The 21,676-nt window shown below is 53.6% G+C and carries 7 protein-coding genes; 1 reads left to right on the top strand and 6 read right to left on the bottom strand.

Annotation, left to right across the window (positions count from 1 at the left end):
- Positions 1 to 43: 43 nt before the first annotated feature.
- Positions 44 to 1,132, top strand: coding sequence for a 4-hydroxythreonine-4-phosphate dehydrogenase PdxA (pdxA, locus tag B5D63_RS18135; RefSeq protein WP_235021567.1), 1,089 nt, complete (start codon positions 44 to 46; stop codon positions 1,130 to 1,132).
- A gap of 9 nt (positions 1,133 to 1,141) precedes the next feature.
- Here the strand turns inward: pdxA and B5D63_RS18130 are convergent, their stop codons facing one another.
- From B5D63_RS18130 to B5D63_RS34680, 6 genes are all read right to left on the bottom strand, one after another.
- Positions 1,142 to 1,441, bottom strand: a complete 300-nt coding sequence (locus tag B5D63_RS18130) for a winged helix-turn-helix domain-containing protein (RefSeq protein WP_078670153.1) — start codon at positions 1,439 to 1,441, stop codon at positions 1,142 to 1,144.
- A 193-nt stretch (positions 1,442 to 1,634) separates the two neighbouring features.
- Entirely contained in the window at positions 1,635 to 2,282 is a 648-nt protein-coding gene (locus B5D63_RS18125) for a hypothetical protein (protein WP_078670152.1), read from the bottom strand.
- A gap of 11 nt (positions 2,283 to 2,293) precedes the next feature.
- On the bottom strand, positions 2,294 to 4,450 hold the full coding sequence (locus B5D63_RS18120) for a TonB-dependent receptor (RefSeq protein WP_078670151.1): 2,157 nt from the start codon (positions 4,448 to 4,450) through the stop codon (positions 2,294 to 2,296).
- A 194-nt stretch (positions 4,451 to 4,644) separates the two neighbouring features.
- Positions 4,645 to 6,309: a tetratricopeptide repeat protein gene (locus B5D63_RS18115; RefSeq protein WP_078670150.1), complete on the bottom strand. Its 1,665-nt coding sequence runs from the start codon at positions 6,307 to 6,309 to the stop codon at positions 4,645 to 4,647.
- A 12-nt stretch (positions 6,310 to 6,321) separates the two neighbouring features.
- Positions 6,322 to 7,323 (bottom strand): PorP/SprF family type IX secretion system membrane protein, encoded by a 1,002-nt coding sequence (locus tag B5D63_RS18110; protein WP_078670368.1) that lies wholly within the window; start codon positions 7,321 to 7,323, stop codon positions 6,322 to 6,324.
- A 26-nt stretch (positions 7,324 to 7,349) separates the two neighbouring features.
- On the bottom strand, positions 7,350 to 21,488 hold the full coding sequence (locus B5D63_RS34680) for a T9SS type B sorting domain-containing protein (RefSeq protein WP_143312959.1): 14,139 nt from the start codon (positions 21,486 to 21,488) through the stop codon (positions 7,350 to 7,352).
- Between the last annotated feature and the right edge of the window lie 188 nt (positions 21,489 to 21,676).

Raw genomic sequence — 21,676 nt, 5'->3', positions numbered from 1 at the left:
TTTCTGCCAAAGGCGTAATATTTCTCCCGCAAACTGGCTATATTTGCCTTTCATTGGAGGCAATATCAGTATGAGCAATATACAGACCAACAAACCGGTTATCGGCATCACCATTGGTGATATCAACAGCATTGGCGCAGAAATCATCATCAAAACCTTCCTGGACAACAGGATGATGGAGTTTTGCACGCCGGTGATCTTCGCATCTAATAAAACCATCAACTTCTACCGGAAGCTGATGAATGAAAATAACTTCAACTATCAGTCTATAAAGGATTTCACCCGTCTGAACCACAAACAGGTGAACGTGTACAACTGCTGGGAAGAAGAGGTGCAGATCACCCCGGGCGTACTCAATGAAGCCGGTGGGAAATACGCCGCCCGCGCCCTGGAAGTCGCCATCCAATGCCTGAAAGACGGTCATGTACAAGGCCTCGTTACTGCCCCCATCCATAAAAACAACATACAAAGCCAGCAATTCAATTATACCGGTCATACGCCCTACCTCAAAGCAGCCTTCAATGCCAAAGACGTACTGATGTTTATGACCGCCGACAATATGCGCGTTGGCCTCCTTACCGAGCATGTGCCCATTGCGGAAGTCTCCAGGTTTGTAACGAAAGAAAACATCCTCGCCAAACTGCAGCTGATGAGAGAAAGCCTGGTGAAGGATTTTGGCATCGATAAACCCCGCATCGCGGTACTGGGCCTCAACCCTCACGCTGGCGACGAGGGACTGATCGGCAGAGAAGAAATTGAACAGATCATACCGGCCATCCGGCACGCCAAAGGCAATGGTATCCTTTGCTTCGGCCCATACAGCGCGGATGCGTTCTTTGCCCGGGAAATGTTTACGCAGTTTGACGGTGTACTGGCCATGTATCACGATCAGGGCCTGATACCCTTTAAATCCCTCGCCAACGGCGAAGGCATCAACTATACGGCAGGCCTCAATATCGTCCGTACCTCCCCGGACCATGGCACCGCCTTCGATATCGCCGGTAAAAACCTGGCAGATCCCAACTCTTTCAGACAGGCCGTTTTTACCTGCCTCGATATCATTGAACAACGGGAACGTTATGCGGAAAATACCCGCAACCCGTTGAAGAAAACAGAACTGGCTTCCGAATAGTACCGCTGACTACTTCGATTTGCCCACTTTCAGGTATGCCTGAATGGCATGCACATAATCTTCAAAAGCTTTTTTGCCCGCAGGCGTGATCTTACACAGCGTCTGCGGATAATTGTCCCTGAACTGCTTCACCACTTCTATATAAGCAGCATCCCGCAACTTATTGATCTGTACACTCAGGTTGCCTGCTGTTGCATTCGTTCTCTCCTTCAGCAGCGTAAACTCCGCTTCCTTTTCACTCAACAAAACATTCATGATCGCAAGGCGCAACTGTGAATGTAAAACAGGGTCCAGATCTTTAAAGTCCATACTATATATATTTTTATATTTAGTTATTTTATTATTTGATTTACAGATTTTGGAATTTACGGATTTTGGAATTTTTGGGGAGATATGCGCGAACAAAACATCGACTGCATCACAATATCCAAAATCTCAAAATCCGTAAATTCCAAAATCTGTAAATCAAATAATAAAATTTCAAAATAACCCAATAACCCAATTACTGGGCTTTGGTCAACAGCTCTTTTGCATAAGGCTCGCCCCAGTGAGGAGCGATAGTGCTTTCGGGTTTAAAGGCTGCATATTTCTGCAAGGCTGTTTCCAGCATCGTTTTCGCCTTTGATTTGCTGCCGCCGAACTGTTCGGGGGTAAACAGGAGCGACTGGCCCAGCAGCAAGTATACGCGCGGGTTTTCGGCATTGTAGGATTTCGCCAGCTCAATCTGCTGACCGGCTTCCATGCCATACTTCATCCCTCTGCTGGCAGGGTCCACCATCAGTCGCGCTGAAGCCACCAGGGAGCGGATGCAAGCCACTTCGGAATTCTTCGGATTTAATGTTTCGGCTTTGTCCAGGTTGGCGGCAGCTTTGTCTGCCAGCTCATCAATCTTGCCTTTGTCCTGACCCACAAAGCAGGACATCACCTGGCAGTAGGCGGCATAGTAGTAGGGCAGCCATTGCGTTTTTTCCGCTTCGGCAATACGTTCAAAAGTATTGGTTTTAGCCACCAGCGCATCCGGCGCAAAAGTACCACTGCTGTCCAGGTCGGCTACCTGTTTGGACATAGCGTCCTGATATTGCGCGGATTGCGCTGTTGCGACCGTTGCCAGTCCGCCAATCATAAAAAGGGAAAGGAGTAAACGTTTCATATGTGTGTGAATTATAAGTTATTAATAACGTCCTGTCTTCTGTCGATGCCGAAGTTCATGAACATCCCCAGGAAAATAAACCGGGGCACGCTGGGCGTGATTTCCCCGCGACGCAATCCATCGCTGGAATAGCGGTAACCGAATACCTGTTTATTACCCGGCGCATTGCTCACACTCAGCACAAAAATCGTGAAGGCTTTGCGGATGGTGGTCAGATAACTGGCGCTTACGCCCAGCGCGTGATAATCCATGGTTTTCTCCGACATGAATTTGTCCGCCGGCAGGTTCGGATTATAGTACGGCCGGCCGGTGGCGAAAGTATATGTCAGCCCCAGATTGGTGCTCAGCTTCGGGAAAAAATGTTTGTATACCAGGCTGGCCGTATGGGTGGCGGCAAAATCAGGCTGCACTTCCTTCGGATAGTTCAGGTAGTCGCGTTTGGTGTCCAGCCAGGAATAAGAGATCCAGTAGTCCACGTTTTTGATGCTCTTCCGGTCACGCCAGAACAGCTCTATGCCTTTCGCATAGCCTTTACCATTATTGCTATAATACGGCGCCGTTTTCACAAGATCTGCATATCGCTTGTAAAACACCTCTGTACGGAAGGTATAATCGGACGCCACCCGTTGATAGCTGGCAATGTAGTGGGTTGCTTTCATATAGCCGAGACCGTGGTCAAAACGGAGGTACTGCGGCTCCGGCTTCTGATAATAATCACCGTAGGCAACGGAGAACTGACTGTAATTATCCACTTTATAGGCCAGCGACACACGGGGTGCGACGTTCATTTTGGCCAGCACGGAAGAATACTCTGCCCTGCCACCTACCCGGCCTACAAAGCTGGGCGTGAAATAAATATCCCCTTCTGCAAAGGCGGCTGTATAGTTGTCGGCGTAGTTGAAAGACCGATGGTTCACGGAAAACAGCTCCGTGGCATACTGGTATTCACCACCGAAACGGATGGCGGAGAACTGACCGATGTTGCGGGTCAGCATCACCCGGGACTGGTTGAGAGAAGACCGGAGCCGGATATCTGCCGGGGTCTGGCCTTTACCCAGCGTATCTGTTACAATGTTGTCCCGGTTGTTGCTGAATGAGATCCCCACATAAATCCGCCAGTCCTTGCCAAGACTTTCACGATAGGTCATATTCGTATAGATATTACCGTTACGAACCTGGTATGATTCGCGGTCTCCCGGGTATTCAATGCTGGGAGAACTGAACCCCATCTTACTCCAGTTACCGTAGCCGTAAAACTTGAGCAGACCGGTGGGAGAAGTTTTTCTTCTGAAATTCAGCGAAGTGCCGATGATCTCCGGTCCCAGGTTAGGTGTTTGTTTGGGTTTCACCACCTGAAAATAGGGCGCCAGATTGGTATAGTCCCCTTCCACGCCCCAGGAAGATTTTTTATCCTTCGAGAGGTTTTCCACACCTGCGTTGACGCCGATAACCGACAGCCCTACACTGGAAGAAGAGCGCTGAGGCAGGTCTGTAGACTCCAGCACCAGTGCGGATGACAAGGCCTGGCCATATTGCGCGGAATAGCCACCGCTGCTGAAAGTGGTGCCTTTAAAGAGGAACGGCGAAAAACGGCCCCTGCCGGGCACGTCCGGCAGCGAAGAAGAAAAGGGGTTCCGTACCAGCATACCGTCTATTAATGTTTGGGTTTCATATCCCGTACCGCCGCGCACGAACAGACCTTCGCGGTCATTGGTCTGTTGCGCCCCCGGTAATGTTTTGATAGCGTTCACGATATCAGCGCCGGCGCCGGCGGTGGTCACGATGTCCAATGGCTTCAGCACGGTGCCTTTTTTATCGTCGCTGGCCTCAAAGCTACCGGCAGAAATAGTCACTACGCGCAGTGCATTAGCGGCGTTCTTCAGCACGATAGACAGCTGCTCACCGTTCTCTGTGGTGATTTTTATTTCCATGGGCTGGTAGCCGCTCAATGTGGCTGCCAGAATGCGTTCCCCCGCTTCGGTGGTGGTAAAGGAAAAGCTGCCGTCTGCCTTACTCGTGGCGCCGTCATAAGCGCCTTTGATGTACACATTGACACCGGACAACGGACGTTTCCTGTTGTCTGTTACTTTCCCGCTGATTTTATGCTGTGCCAGCAATATCACAGGTGAAAAAAGTAAAAGGGATAGATAAAGGTTGATCCTGAACATTTTTTGGGAGTTAGGGAAACCGAAGATAAACTAGTTTACAATGTAAACAAAATTATCTTAAAATCATTTTATAATAAATTGATTATAATCCTATTATAAAAACAAAAAGCCTGCACAAAACCTTTCGGGCGTTTTATGCAGGCGAATGCGACGATATATAGTTGGGGCATATGCAGACACCGATGGTGGCATGCTTACTTCTTCCGTTTCTTTTTAGGTGGATGACCATGTCCCTTTGGAGGGTACGGTGTTGTTTCTTTCACAGCAGGCGTCGTGGGACAAATAGATTTATTGATCGGAGTGTTTTCGTTCATATTTTTGGTATCAAACTCCACACTCTCTATATGATCGGGGTAATGTACGCGGATAACATATTCTGCGTCTGGTTCCAGCTTTGCTTCTATCTTCTCTGATGGCGGCATAATCATGTAACACCATCCCATCCCCCTGGTTTTGTTATACAGATAAACGCAGGTGGCGGTATGTGCGCAGATATCAACGGTGAGGGGTATACGTAACAGTGGTACCGGCAACGGCTGTAGTTCCGGCAGCGCAGGCGGCAGGTTAAAGCTATAGATGTCATCGCCGCCGCGGCCGCCTGGCCTGTTGGAAGAGATAAAGCCTTCCCGGCTGGTTTGCGGCACATAGTAGAAATCATCCGCACTGGAGTTAAAAGGAGGCAGCAGGTTTACCGGCGTGGTCCATGCCGCCTTGTTACCGCTGGCAGCAAATACATCATAGCCCCCTAAACCGGCTTTGCCCTTACTCGCATAATACAGCCTGTCACCGGCTCCCGTGACAGGAAACGCATCATCATCTGCGGTATTCAGCTCCGGTCCTCCATTTTGTGGTTTTCCCCAGCTGTTGTCGGCTTGTTTTTCACAATACCAGATATCGGTACCACCACTACCACCGGGCATATCAGAAGCAACATACAGGATATTGCCCCCTTCACTGAGTGCGGCATGCCCTATCGAGTAGTCGTTACTATTATAGGGAAACGGCACCGGCGCCTGCCATTTATCCTGCTGTCTTACAAACACCAGCAGCTTCAGATGCCGTGTGCCATACACCGGCCGCTCCTTTTTGTCGTAAGGTACGCGGCGCGCAGGATCGGTAACGGTCACATAGGCGGTATCGCCAGCGGGTGTAAAACAAACCGGCCCTACGTGGTAAGGATAATTATTGATCACGGATGAAAAATCTTTCACGTAGCCGATGCCTGACTGTCCTGATGTTGCTTCATACAACTTGCCATAACCCGCATTGTTGCGGCCATAACGACGGCGTGTCCCTTTGATGTACCACACATTTCTGCGTACGCTGTCAGACACAAAAACTACATGATTGCCATGCCAGGTGGTGCCCCAGTCATTTTTACCGGTATTGACACCCGTTTCATTTCTCAGGTTCACCGCTCCGGGGAGCCCTTGCCACCTCGCTGCTGAATCACATCCGGCGATGCGGGAGGCTACCCGCTGCGGGTCGGGGTGCTGGCTGTATTGTTGCCTGGCTTCATCGTAGCGGCCGAGGCTCTTCAGCATGTCGCCATAATACAGGCGGTCTTCGGGCGTAGCGGTATTGTCCTGCAACAGCTGGGCGTACCAGTAGGCGGCTTTCTCATACTGGTTATACAACCGGTAGGAAGTGGCCAGCCGCTGCTTTATTTCCGCTGCATGTTTGCGGCCTTCCCGGGTACGTAACAACCTTTCGTATAGTCCTGCCGCTTGTGCATATTCTTCCCTGCGGAAGCGGATATCCGCTGTTTTGCTGATCGATGGCTGCTCCTGGGCGGCGGCCGTCAGGGTGATGCAAAACAGTATGCCGGTGGTAAAATAATGGATCAGTGGTTTTCTCATGCCTGCAATATTTTAAAAGTACCTTGGGCTACGGGTGCGGGATTCATATTTTTTACTGTTGAACAGGAAGCCTACAGAGATTTCATGTGATCCCTGCTGATAGCTGGCCATTTTGCTGACCGTAATATCGTAGGCATAACCAATACGCAATTGCTGTGTGGCATAAAACTCTACCAGTACACTGGCAGCGTCCAGCTGCTCCAGGTCTTTGGACAGCGCCGGTTTGTTCCACAGTTTCACACCGGTACGATAAGATCCCCCTACCCATAACCGGTCGGCAATCAGCAGGAAAGCATTCAGGTCCACATTGGTCGGCCCTTTAAAATCTTCTTTCACCATCAGGGACGGTTTTAATTTGAGATTTTCGGACAGGTTAAGCATATAACCGGCAGTCAGGTAAAGGTGCTGTGTTTTCTTCAACGTATTGTAGTTGTATCCACCCCAGTAGTAGTTGATGTTCGCGGAATAGAGCGAGAACAGGTCCATCACGGATACGCCGGCGTAAAACTTAGGCGTATAGTAATATACCCCGAAACGCGCGTCCGGCACTATCCTGGACGTTTTGCCCAGCGGGATGGCCTGGTCCAGGTCGTCCACATATTTTAAGGCCGTGCCATCTATGCTGTACTGGGTGATACCGCCACCGATGCCGATACACAGGCGCCGGGTGTCTTCAGGGTCCAATGGAATACGATAGGAGTAAAACCCGTAGGCCGACAGGTTTTCCTGCGGCCCCAGTTTGTCCAGCATCACCTGTGCGCCCACCCCTACCCTTTCATCTTTGGCATTGGTGAGACCATCTATGGAGATGCCTGCCGTGGTGGGCGCTCCCGGGAAGTCCACCCACTGATGGCGGTATATCGCATTCAGATACCAATCCTGTTTGTATCCTGCATAGGCAGGGTTTACACTCAGGCCATTGAACACATACTGGCTGAACTGCACGTTTTGCTGGGCAGTGGCTGTCAATAGCCCGATGCAGCCGCATACAAGTAATAAAAATCGCTTTGTCATATGTGTGGACTGGTTTTTAATGTTGATTACCGCATCAATTCTATCCATCCTTTGTAAGACCTTTCGCCACCTTCTGCTGTTCTCAGCTTCAGTACATAGTAGTAAGTGCCTTCGCTTAATCCATGGCCATCCCATTCGTTCTGATAGTTTTTAGATTGATATACCTGGTTGCCCCAGCGGTTATAGATAAAGAGCGATGAGTTGGGGTAACGCGAGATACCGATGATCATAAATCGATCGTTCCTGCCGTCGCCGTTCGGCGTAATCACGTTGGGGATGAAAATATCATCACCGGATACCGTTACGGGTTGGGTAACAGCAGTGTTGTTAGACAGGTCCGGGTCCTTAACAGCACTGGTAGCGGTCGCTGCATTCACCACGGTACCGTTGCTGTTGATGCGGGCGGTCAGCTCCATGGTAGCTGTTAGTCCGGATGCCAGCACCGGCACTTCCCATACTACAATTCTGGACACCGCGTCATAACGGGTGATGCCCGCGCTCACATTGATACCACCTATAAGATCGAGGTTACCGGTAAGCGTATCCCTCACCACGATAGTCTGTGCTGAATCCGGTCCCGCATTGGTCAATGTTACCCGGAATACGGCCTTACCGCCTGTCTGCAACGGCCCGTTGTTCATCAGCACTTTTTTCAACTGGAGGTCAGCCAGTTTCAGGATCAGCCGTTGTTCCACTTTTGTAACAATTGTTCCGCTGGTATTGTTGGCCGGGTTGGTATCAATCGCGCCATTGGGGGCGGTAATAGTGGCAGTATTGCTGAAAGTGCCCGGTCCCGGTGCTACCCCGCTGATGCTCAGCCTTACTTCGCCGCCTGCCGGGAACGTGCCGACAGTGGCCGTTACCGTACGATTGTTCACATTCACCCGGACGTTACCTGCGCCACCGCTGACGGTGAGCACCACCCCTTCGATGTCGTTTATCCCTGCTGGTAATACGTCCGTTATCACTGCGCCATCACCCGCAGCCAGGCCATTATTCCTGGCGGTGAGCACGTAGTGGATGGTATCGCCGCTGCTGGCGGTTGGCGGGCCGGATTTGGCGATGGCCAGGTCCAGGTTCCGCTGCACCGTAGTAGTGGCAGATGCGTTGAAGGTATTGCCTTCCGCAGTGGCGGTGGCGTTATTGGTGAGTACTCCGGCGAAGACAGGGTTTATCTTTCCTTTTACCACGATATGCACCATATTGTCGCCACCGGCAGGTATCATTGCAGTAACGTTGACCGTATTGCCGGTACCGCTACCGCCACTGAGCACCTGCGCCGCGCCGGTTACGGCGGTAGTCCAGCGTACTCCCGTAATGGTAGCTGGTATGATATCCTGTACGGTTACCTTACTGAGGTCGCTCACGCCCGGGTCAGACACGATGATGTCGTACTGGATACTGTCGCCTGCGGCAGCCCTGGCCGGCGCTATTTTCACCAGTTCCACGGTATTGGTCCTGATAATGCTGGTGGACACGGTATCACTGGGCACCTGACGACCGTCTGTAGTCGTCAGCAGCGCGCTGTTGGAGATGCCTCCTGAAGCCGTATTGCTGGCTATCCGTCCATTGATGATCACCCGGATGCTGTTACCCGCACCGGCGTCGATGTTTCCGGTCACATTCACATTATTACCGCTGCCGGTGGCATTAGCGGTAACAGTCGCGGCACCGGTGCCGGTGGCCTGCCAGGTGACGTTGGTGACGCCGGCAGGCACCACATCGGTAATGCGGATGCCTTTCGCATTGGACGGGCCCAGGTTGGTGGCCGTTACCACATAGGTGATGGTACTTCCGGCAGCGGCATTTTGCGGGCCGGTTTTGGTGAGCGACAACTGCGACTCATTGCTGACGGTTGTTGTAACGGATGACGGATATAGCTGACCGTTATTATCTGTCGTCTGTGCTGTATTTTCTATTGTACCGGTAAAGTCGGGCGCTATCACCCCGGTGATGATCACCTGTATGCTGTTGCCAGCACCGGCCGGCACATTGGCTTTAAAGGAGAGCTGCTGCGTAGTACCGGATACCGGTGTACCCGCAGCCAGGGAGGCAGCACCCTGTGTGATGATCTTCCAGGACACCGCTCTTACCTGTGACGGGATGATATCCGTAACAGTCGCTTCCAGCAGATCGGAAGGGCCGGTGTTGCTGAGATTCAGGGTGTATACTATATCGTTGCCGGCGGCAGCTTCTTCCGGACCGGATTTGGTGAACACCACACCCGGCTGTTGTACCAGCTGCGTTTGCACGCTGTCCTGTGCCACCACACCGGTGCTGTTGGACACCGTTGCCGTATTCTTCACGATACCGCTGCCATTGGGAGCGATGGTACCGGTAACTGTCACCAATACACTATGCCCGCTGCCTGCCGGTATATCTGCGTTAATGCTGATGTTATTACCAGTACCGCTGCTACTTCCATGAACAACAGCGCCGGTAGCGGCGGCAGTCCATGTTACGTTCGTTACCGCGGCAGGGACGACGTCGGCAATCGTCACATTCGCAGCATTGGATGGTCCGCTATTGGTGACTTGCAGCGTGTAGGTAATGGTGCTGCCTGCGGCCAGTGTATCCGGACCGGATTTGCTGAGCCGCAGCGCTGTCTGCGAGGTAACCGTTGTCACCACCGGCGGAGTAGGCACGGTATTGCCGCCGAAAGTATAGCTGGCGGTATTGGTGACAGTACCTGTCAGCGCCGGATCGGTGTCCCCTTCTATCGTGATAACAACGCGGTTGGCGGCGCCCGCAGGCACTCCCGCTGTCAGGGCCACATTACCGGTTTGATCAGATACGTTGCCTCCTTGTATTACTGCCGCACCAAAGGCGGTAGCAGACCATACAGGATTCAGCAACTGTGGCGGCAGGATATCGCTCACCTGGATATTGGCCGCGTCGCTCGGACCGCCATTGCTCAACACCAGGTTGTAGCTGATATGTCCTCCGGCGGCTACGGTAGCCGGACCGGACTTGCTGAGCTGCACCGCCGCCTTGTTGTATACAATGGTAATCACCCTGTTGGATGACGTGGTGACATTATTCAGTGTAGCCGTTGCCGTATTACCTATGGTGTCGGTAGCTGCAAAGGAAGCTTGTAAGACACCGCTCACGATGATATGTATGGAATGGCCGCTTCCCTGTGGCACACTGGCTGTCAGGGCCACATTACCAGGCTGGTCCTTCAGATCGCCGCCATTGATAGTAGCAGCGCCGGCGGCAGTGGCTGACCAGGTAACCTGTTGCAGCTGCACCGGCAGCACATCAGCGATTTGCATATTGACAGCGTTGGAAGGACCGTCGTTATACACATCGATGGTGTACGCGATCCTGCTACCGGCCGCGGCGGAGTCAGGGCCTGCTTTCACCACGCGCAGTTTGCTCAGCTGTGTGAGGACTGTTTGTGCGGTATCCGTTACCGGTATACCGTTGGCCGGTGTTATGGCTGCTACGTTCGTGATGGTCCCGGTCGATACCGCGGCATCTGTCTGCCCGTTGACCATCACCATGATGGTACCGCCGGCAGGAATATCTGCTTTGAAGCTGACGTTACCGCTGCCATTGGTGATGTTACCACCGGTGATTGCTGCACCGTTGCCGGCGGTAGCAGACCAGGTGGCGTTTTGCACTTCCTGTGGCAGCACGTCGCTGACAGTAGCGCCTACGGCGGTAGACGGACCGTTATTGGCCACTGAAATACTATAGGAAATATTGCTGCCCGCGGCAATCCTAGCCGGACCGGATTTGGTGATCACCAGTCCCGGCGTATTGTTGATACGGGTGTCTACGGTATTGCTCAATATTGTTCCGGCAACGGCCCGGTTGCTGATGATGCCGTTGAACGTTGGATCAGTGGTACCGTTGATGGTCACCGTTACGGCGCCGCCTGCAGGAATATCTGCGGTCAGGATTACATTGCCTGTACCGGAAGCCGCGCCGGTGATAGTGGCATTCGTTGCCACTCCCTGCCAGTTTACGTTCGCTACGCCGGATGGGATGGTATCGCGGATAACAACGCCGGTAGCATTGGATGGTCCGTTGTTACGGACCAACAGCGTATAGGTGATACCGTTACCCGCCACTACATTGGCCGGACCGGATTTCACGATAGTGATGCCTGTAGCGGCGGTCACTACCGTGTTCACAGTAGCGGTGGTTGGCAGCGGATCGGTCACCCCCGCCGGAGGTGTGGCGATAGCTGTATTTACCAGCGTGCCGGTGAAGGCCGGATCTACAATACCTTTTACATGAATGGTCACCTCCCCGCTATTAGCTGGTATGTCTGCGTTCAGGGAGATGTTATTACCGCTGCCGCTGTTGCTGGTAACGGCGGCGCCGTTTGCAACGGTTGCCGTCCAGGTTACATTCATCACACCGGCAGGCACCACATCCTGGATCGCAGCCCCCATAGCGTCGGCCGGACCGTTATTAGTCACCGTGAGCAGGTAGTCGATCGCCTCTCCGGCAAACATGGTTGTCGGACCCGACTTGCTGATACGCAGGTCCACAGACTTGTTAACAGAAGTCACCACGGAACTGGTTTTTGTACCTCCTGCCTCTACCACGACGGTATTCGTGATGGTAGCCGCTGCCGTGGTTCTTACAATGCCATTCACCGTGATGGTGATGGTACCTGAGCTGCTGCCGCCCAGCATACCCGAGAGGCTGATGTTATTACCGGTACCGCTGGCCGGCGTTACGCTGGCATTGCCGGTAGCGGTGGCCGTCCAGTTGTTGACGGAAATATCAGCCGGCACAGCATCTGTAATGGTCATGCCGGTAGCATCGGAAAGACCATTATTGGTGAGTACGATACTGTAGGTGATCGGGTCGTTCACGTTCACGGAAGCCGGGCCGGACTTGGAAACCTGTACACCTACATCCGTGGTGATGACGGTGGAGATGCTGCTGCTGTTATTTGCCGGAATAGTTTCTGTCACATCTGCCGGCGGCGTCACAGTAGCAGTATTGCTGATAGTGCCGGTAGCAGACGGATCTACGGTTCCTTTGATGATTACCAATATGCTATTGCCATTGCCGGCAGCGATGTCTCCCGTGAGAGTAACGGTGTTACCGGTGATCGCCGGCGCAGCGGCGGCAGCATTGCCGGTGGCGGTGGCTGTAGCGCCACTGATAATAATACCTGATGGTACAACGTCCGTAATCACGGCATCGTCTACATCGGATTCCCCGCGGTTGGTGATCTGCAACTGATAGGTGATATCCTGACCCGCGTTGATATTGGCCGGACCGGATTTCACCATGACCAGGTCGGCCTGACGACTTACAGCAGTGATAGCGGTAGCGCTGACCGGTTGCGGGTTATCCACTCCTGCCGGCGGCGTTGCGGTAACAGTATTGCTGATATTGGTACCGTTGGCAGTGGACGGATCTATTCTTCCTTTCACCGTGATGATAACGCTGCTGGTATCAGCAGCCATATCTGCGGTCAGATCTACATTGCCAGTGCCGCCGCCTACAGACACTACGGTATTAGGTCCTGTAGAAACAGCCGTCCATGTGGCTTGCAGGATATTGGATGGTATCGCATCATGGATAGCGACACCTTTCAGGTTGGAAGGACCGGCATTACGTACAGTGAGTACATAGGTGATATTGGAGCCTGCGGCGGCGCTGCCTGGTGCGCTCTTCACCACGCGGAGACTGCCACTGCGGCCTACGGTGGTATTTACAGTAGAGGTCACCGGCGTTTGCCCGCTGATAGCGGCGGTAGCTGTATTGGACAGGCTGGTGCCGGTAAAGTCCGGATTTAGTGTACCCGTTACCGTTATATCAATACCATTGCCTGCGCCTACAGGAATATTACCGGTCAGTGTCACATTACCGGTGCCGCTGGCAACGCCTGCACTGGCCGTACCGGTGGCTGTAGCTGTCCATACCGGCTGCAGGATGGCCGGATCTATCACGTCATTGACAGCAATATTCATCGCGTCGGAAGGACCACTATTGGTAAGATGGATGGTGTATTTTATCGAATCTCCCGCAAATGCCTTACCAGGACCACTCTTCACAATATCCAGTTTCGCCTCGTTGTAAATGGTAGTCACCGCCGTATCACGGGCAGGTATTGGTTGGTCAGCAGATGACACATGCGCTACGTTCACCAGCGCCGGGCCGGTATAACTGGCGTCTACGGTACCCTGCACCACCACCAATGCACTGCTGACCGGGGAACCGGCAGGCATATCGGCAGTCACCGCAATCGGGTTGCCGGTACCACTTTGGCCGGCAGTAATCACGGTATTGCCCAACCCGATCACTTCCCATGTTACATTATGGATGGCAGCAGGTACGGTATCGCGGAACTGCACCCCGGTAGCATTGGACGGACCGTAATTCCTGAAGCCTATCAGGTAAGCAATATGTGCTCCCGCAGCAATCCTGTCAGGACCGGCTTTTATAACGGCGAGCGACACCTGTTTCACCACATGCGTGGTAGTGGTATTGGAACTTACCGATGGCTGACCGGCGGCAGTGGCCTGTGCCATGTTCGGGATATCACCGGTAAAGGCCGGATCTACGGTGCCGTGAATAGTGATAATAATGGCATTACCTGCACCCGCCGGCAGTGTGCCGGTAACGGGGACATTGTTGCTGCCGGTACCACTGGTGGTTTGCAGCGTAGCGCTTCCTTTTGCCTCGGCAGACCAGCTTACGTTCTGTACAAATGCCGGTACAGCATCGGTCACGGTTACACTGGTAGCGTCTGACGGACCAGGGTTTGTGACGGTCAGCGTAAAGGTGATAGCGCCGCCTGCAGCTACCGTATCAGGCGCTGTCTTCACAATCTGCAACGATGGTTTATTCTGAACAGTAGTTACCACAGTATCACTCTGCACGGTGTCTTTCGCCTGCATGGCAACATATCCGCTGTTGCGCAGTACGCCCACATACCCCGGCGCTACGGTGCCGGTAACGTCAACGAATATATGATTACCGGTACCTGCCGGCAGGTTGCCCGTCACCAGGATATTATTGCCTGTACCGGTATTACCGGTCAGTACAGCACCATTGGCCGCCACGGAAGCCGTCCAGCTGACGTTGGTTATCTGCTGTGGCACTACGTCCTGGATCTTCAGGTTACGGGCGTCAGACAGGCCATAGTTGGTGGCTACCAGCCGGTAGCTGATCTGTTCACCGGCATTGATCTGCGCGGGACCTGTTTTGCTGAGGGCTATCTGCGGATTATTGAGTACCTGTGTTGATACTTCTGTTTTTACGGTAGGCTGACCAGTAGCTCCTGCGGTGGCCACATTGCTCAATGTGCCGGCTGCTGCGGGGTTCACTGTACCCTGTATGGTCACCACTACTTTGCCGGCGCCGGCCGGAATATTAGCTGTCACCAGCGTCTGATTGCCGCTGCCGGCAGCCCCACTGCTGATCACCGCACCACCGGAGGCAGTGGCCTGCCACTGTACATGTTGCACCGTTGTGTCCACCGCATCCGCGATGCTGACGTTCTGCGCATCGGAAGGACCGGCGTTGGTCACCGTGATCACATAGGTGATCTGGCCTCCGGCCGATATAGTGGCAGGAGCAGACTTACTGATCTGCAATTGTGGTTTATTGAGCACCACAGTATTCACGGTATCAGATATCACCGGAGGTCGTCCGCCTGCTGTACCCGTTGCATAGTTGGTAAGCACACCGGTAAAAGACGGTGAAACGGTGCCGGTAATCGTAATTAAAATCGTATGATCGTTACCGGTAGGAATGTCCCCGGTCACCTGGATGTTATTACCCGTACCGGCGGCGCCTGCGGTAACAGCCGCACGGCCGGCGGCTGTGGCGGTCCAGCTCACATTGGTAAGCCCGGTCGGCACCGCATCGGTAATCACCGCGCCTTTGGCATCAGATAAACCATGATTGCCTGCGGTCACGGTGTAGGTCAGTGACTGCCCCGCAGCTACCGTGTCGGGCGCGCTCTTACTCAGTTCAAGCGCTGGCACATTGCTGACAGTCGTTACTACCACTTCTGAAACAGCTGTATGTCCGCCGCCGGCATCTGCAGTGCCCTGGTTTCTGATCTGGCCGGAGAAGGCAGGATCTATCTTACCGCTTATCAGTATCAATACATAGTTACTGTCTCCCGCGGGCAGATCGGCTACTACGTGCGCAATATTAGTGGTCACATCTTTGGAGTCTACCTTCGCATTTCCGAAAGCAGTGGCGCTAATAGCCGGGTTCTGTACCGCTGCGGCGATAGTATCTGCAAAAGCCACATTATAAGCGTCAGACGGACCGGTATTGGTCAATTTCAATACATATAACAGAGTACCGCCAGCCGTAGCACTGGCAGGCCCCTGTTTGGTGATCACCAGCCCTGGCTGTTGCCCGATGGTGGTCACCACCTCGTTGGAGTTCACAGGCTGCTTGCCAGGAATGGTAACGGTAGCTGTATTAATTGTACTACCGGTGGCGCTGCTCATTACGGTACCCGTAATGGTAATGGTCACTTCATTATTGGCGCCGGCAGGAATGTTTGCATTCACGCTTACGCTGTTACCGGTGCCGGTAGCGCCACTGTTCACCACCGCTGCACCGGAAGCTGTCGCTGTCCAGCTGACATTGCGGATGGAGTTAGGGCCTACAAGATCTGTAATGGTGGCGTTCACCGCATCAGACGGACCGGTATTACCTACCGTGATCGTATATACGATAGGGGTACCGGCATTAACGGCAGCCGGGCCGGATTTCCGGACCTGCAGTCCCGGTTCTGTCAGGACAACGGTTTTGCTGGTGGCCGTAGCGGTATCGATGCCCGCTAAAGTTGCGGTGGCGGTATTTATCAGCGTATCGGTGGCGCTGGCGTTTACCTCTCCGTTAACCTGTACCTGTACGACATTGCCCGCACCGGCAGGAACATTTACAGTCGTCCTTACGGTATTACCGATACCGGATACCGGTGCGCCGGCAGCCATAGAAGCGGTACCCAGCGTAGTCACGTTCCAGGTAACATTCTGAATATTGGCAGGAACCGCATCCTGTAATACGATGCCGTTGGCATCAGAAGGACCAGCGTTGGTCAGCCGGATGAGATAACTGATACTGTTGCCCGCCACCACAGTACCGGAAGCTGGTCCTGCTTTGGAGAGGGTCAGCCCCGTTCTGTTGTTGATAACGGTGTTTACAGTATTGGAAGACACCGGTGTTTTTCCAGCCGGTGTGACGGTGGCGGTATTGCTAAAGCTGCCGGTGGCGGCGGAATTAATGAGCCCTTTGATAGTGACAAGGATACTATTGCCGCTACCGGCAGGAATGCTGCCGGTAAAGTTCACATTACCGGTACCGGAAGTACTTGCGGCGGTAGCGCTACCCTGCACTGCTACCGTCCAGGCTGCATTCTGGATCACCGTCGGTAAAATATCTGCCACAGTAGCATTGACCAGGTCAGACGGACCGCTGTTACTGATCTGCAGCTGATAGGTGATGCTGTCTCCTGCTATGGCCTGCGCCGGGCCGGATTTAGATACGGTAATATTGTATTGCAGGTCCGGATCATCTGTATCCGTAGCGGTATTGCCGGCAGGATTGATGTTTGTATAACCGGCAGGAACTGTTGCGGTGGCGGTATTCACGAGCGCACCGGTAAAGCCGGACGGAATATTTAACGTTAACGTATAAACGATTTTTGACCCTGCCGGAATGTTGAGCGGTTGATCAATAGCACCGTTACCGGAGATAGCCGGTTGTGCCCCGTCAGGAGAAACAGCCGTCCATGAAGCAACGGTAATGCCAGCCGGCAGCGGGTCGCGGAAGGTAGCTCCTGTCAGATCAGAAGGGCCTTTATTAACGACAGTGATTTTGTACTGCGTAGTAGTACCCGGTACATACAATGGGGTATTATCGGTTTTGTCTACCGTCACTTCCACGCTTCTGCTCACCGGTGTTACCACAGAGGCACTATCAACGCCGGGATCTACATCTCCGGCGGGCGGGGTGAGGTAAACTACGTTACGCAAACTGCTGCCGGTGAATTGAGATGCAACCCTTCCAAATACAGTCAGGACAACTGATTTTCCGGCAGGCATCGTGAGTCCGGTCCATTGCTGACTTCCCTGATCATATGTTCCTTCGGAAGCACTAAAGCTGCCTACCAGGAATCCTGCCGGGATGGAATCTGCAACGGTAATGATTTCATTGGGCTGAATGGTAGACGGACCGTTGTTGGTAATGGTGATCTTATAGGTCAGCGGTTGACCAGCCACAGCGCTGGCCGGTGTGGCTGTTTTAGTCACCACAAGGTCAGTCACCGCAGCAGTTACCTGTATGGTAACGGTAGCCGTGGCGCAGGCGCCCTGGTTATCACACACCTGGTACACATAGGAATCTGTACCGGTGAAGCCGGGATTGGGGGTATAGGTAAATGTGCCATCAGCGCGTTGTACTACCTGTCCATGCGTCGGTGGCGTAACCGGTGTAGTCGTTACCGTTAGCGGCTGGCTTTCAGGGTCGCTGTCATTGGTCAGCACGTTGCCGCTCACTGCCACGTCGCGCGGGGTGGTGTATTGGTCGTTCACCGCTATAGGCGGATTATTAGGCACCGTACCGGTTACAGCAGACGTATTGTTGCTTTGGTCAGGGTCCGGTGTATCAGCAGGAAAAGCCAGCACGCCCATATTTTCGATCACATCCCCGCCTTTGGCGGTGGCGGCCACTGTGCCTCTGACAGTGACTACTATTTTGTTACCCGCAGCGAAAGGGATGTTTACATTTATTTTGATAAGGGAGCCGCTGCCGGAGGTGGCGCTGACTGTTACGCCTGCACCGGTGGTGACAGCCGTCCATGTGGGGTTACTCATCAATGCTGGCAGCACATCCTGTATGCTGGCGCCGGAAACATCGGAGGGGCCAAGATTTTCTACCGTCAGCGTATATACGAGCGGGCTACCGGTTTGGTAGGTATTACCGGCATCTGATTTGGTGATTTTCAGATCGGCTTGCCGTCTGAAAGTCAGCACTACCGTATCCACGGAGGGCGGGCAGTTGCCGTTGGTGATGGTCCAGGTAAGCGTGGCGCTGGTATTCGGTTGCAGCGTTACGTTCGTATTAGGATCGTTGTTGGATGCTACGGCAGCAGTACCGCTTACCACCGCCCAGTTGCCGACACCATTGACAGGCGCATTGGCGCTCATCGTGAAGAGACCGTTGTTATATTTGGTTTGATCGGGCCCTCCATTGGCGGTTGTTGGCGGTGCATACACTGTGATTTGCACTGTATCGGCAGTAGCAGCGCAGGCGCCGTTGCGGATGGTCCATACCAGCTGATAAACGCCCGGTGTAAGGTTCTGCAATGCAGTATTGTTCTGATTGGGGCTGACGATAGTTGCATTGTTGGGACCTGCGATCTGTGTCCAGGTACCGATGCCCGGGGCTGCGGCATTACCGGCCAGCGTAGTGCCGGTCGCGTTACACAGCTGTTGGTCAGGACCAGCATTGGCAGCAGGTCCTGGTGTATTGATCGTCACCAGTACGGTATCTGCCAGCGCGGGACAGGAGCCGTTGCGGGTCGTCCATGCAAACGCATAACTACCGGTAACCAGGCCGCTGACAGCGCTATTGCTGCTGGCGGTATCTGCAAAGACGGCTGTATTAGGCCCACTCAACTGACGCCAGCCACCGGTGCCAACTACAGGCGCCGTAGCAGCCATTGTAGTGGTAGTAGCGCTGCAAAGGTTTTGGTCAGGACCCGCAATAGGGAGACTGGGCGGCGCATCTACCCTCAGCTGCATGGTGTCAGCAGAGGCAGCGCAGCTGCCATTGTTGATGGCCCATTCGAAAGTATAGGTGCCTGTTATAAGGTTGCTGACACCTGTGTTCGCCATTTTCGGATTCGCGATGGTAGCGGTATTGGGACCTGTCAGCTGCCGCCAGGTGCCGGTGCCGGTAACCGGATTGTTGCCGTTCAGCGTGGCAGAAGTAACGTTACATACCGCCTGATCAGTACCAGCATTGGAAGGCGTGGGCTTGTTACGCACAAAAGTGGTGTCGCGCAGGATGTTGTTACACCCACCGCCGGAAGGCGCTGCATCACATTCATGATTAGGGTTGGTAGGCACCGCCACGGTGGGATCAGAAGCATCTGTATCCAGGTCTGTGGCGGAGCGCAGCAGGCTGGCTTCGAAGATGGCCAGATCTGCGGGCGCCTGGGTGGTAACGGTGACGGAGAAAATATAGGTAGCCGCCCCACCGCTTGTCAGGGTAACAGAATCTGTATAACCGATGTTGCTGATAGAACTGCCCACACCGAAAGAACCGCTACCGGCGGTAATCGTGCGGCTCACCAGCGAAATATTGTTGATGGCAGTCGGTACGCTGAAGCTGAATTTTCCATTCACGGCCGAGTCAGGACCATTGTTCCGGATATTGATCTGGATGTTGTAAGGCGTATTCAGGCATCCTTGTTTGTTGGGCGGAGATACAGAAGATACCACCTGCAGGTCCATATTACGGCGGGTATCTACTTTATCTGTGGCTGTATTGTTAGCCGTATTTGCTTCATAGGCATTAGCCACCGTAGCGGTATTGGTGACGCTGTCAGGCGCGCCGACAGACACTTTCACGGGGATGGTAACAGGCGGGTACGAGGCGCCGGCAGCAAGGGCATCCTGACGTGTAGCCGTTACCGTAGCACCCGAGACGTTGATCGTCCATCCGGTGCCGGTAGGTGTCCCGTTGATCGTGAGTCCCGTGGGGATTACATCTGTCACCGTCACCTGGCTGACATCCGGCTTGGCATCCACCCCGCTGTTGGCGATGTTTAACACATAATTTCCGGTGAGTCCTTTCCTGAGGTTGCCATTATGGGTCTTGGTAATGGCCAGGTCGGGTGCTATAATATTGGTAGACACACTGGAGGTGTCGTTCGACGCGTCGGGGTCGGTGATACCGGTGGCCGATGGCGTCACCCATACCTTGTTGGTCAGTACTTTGCCCGGTGGCATCGAAGCCACCGTTCCCGTGACAGTAAAGGTACTGGTACTGCTGGCCTGCATGTTCAGCGTGGCATTGGAAAAATTAGTGCTCGTATAGCCGGTGGCGGTATTGCCTGCAAAACCATCATTGGAAAAAGTGACATTGGAAATATTGAATCCGCCGGCCGGTGAAAATACGTCCTGCAGTGGCAGGCCGGTGAGCGCGGAAGTGGTTTCATTGTGGACCGTCACCTTATAGGTTAGCGCGTCTCCTACTTTGGCAATGGGTTTATCCACCAGTTTCTGTATACGGATATTACCCGGCGTGGTGATGATCAGGTTTCTTACTTCATGCCGGTTATAGGCGCCGCCGGTAGAAGCGGCAAAGCCCAGCTTCATGCGTGCCGGTGGCGGGGAGGTCAGGGTAATGGGGCCGAACAACGTTTGCAGCGTTCCCCCTTGTACGTTGGTGGATTTTACGGTGAGGGTGTACTGACCGGTGCCGGTGGGCAGGATGGTCACCTGCACACGACGGTAAAACTGTGCGGCGGTCGGGCGCGTACTCGTCACCACATCATAGTCGAGTGAGGTACCGACGGAGCTGCCGCCGAGGTAACTGTAGGTGGGGGACGGGCCACGGGCGGAGATATAGTCACGGTAAAGCGTGCCGCAGTTGCCGGATACACCGCCGGATTTGCCTTCACTACAGTTGGCGTAGTTGCCATATTCATCGATGCCCACGCCTACATAACCACCCGCCAGACCGGTATTGCCGGTGGAGGTAGATTGTGCATATCCGAGGCTGCCGCCTCTGGAACCGAGGCTGAAGGTAGCCGCGGTAATATTGTCATTAAACAGGAACACGGAGAAGCCGTCACCACCCCCCAGGCCCGGATTGGTGCGCCTCCAGGCTACGTATTCAAAGTCCATCAGTACCCCGAGGGTAGACGGGAAACCGGCGTTCACAAAGGCGTAGCCCACCTGGTTGCCCACGTCTTCCGTGAGCCGCAGCCATCCCTGCCCGGCGGGATCATCCCCACCGGAGGTAAGTTTGGCGGCGCCACCAAGCGTCACATTCCCGGCGGAACTACCTTTGAAGTTTTCCGTAATAGTAAACTGCGCACGGGCAGAAAGGGACAATAACAGGCAGGCGTAAACGAAATGCCATGCGTCCGGGCGGACGCGGATCATTTTCTTTACCACGCTCAGGAACAAACGTAGACATACATCCATAGACAATGCATTTAGACGGAGTATCTCTGGCCGGGACACAAACAGTCATAGCTTCTCACATGCAACCAGTAACACTTACAGTAAATAGAAAAAACCGGAATGAAAACTATTCGTCTAAAGGGCGGTAAAGGTTATGAACGGGGCAAAAACATTGATACGATCTTGGTCAGGTTTAATTGCCTTGTAAC

The sequence above is a fragment of the Chitinophaga eiseniae genome (assembly GCF_900167135.1).
Classification (GTDB): Bacteria; Bacteroidota; Bacteroidia; order Chitinophagales; family Chitinophagaceae; genus Chitinophaga; species Chitinophaga eiseniae.
The sequence above is the reverse complement of the archived record's forward strand: the minus strand, read 5'-3'. Positions and strand labels throughout refer to the sequence as shown.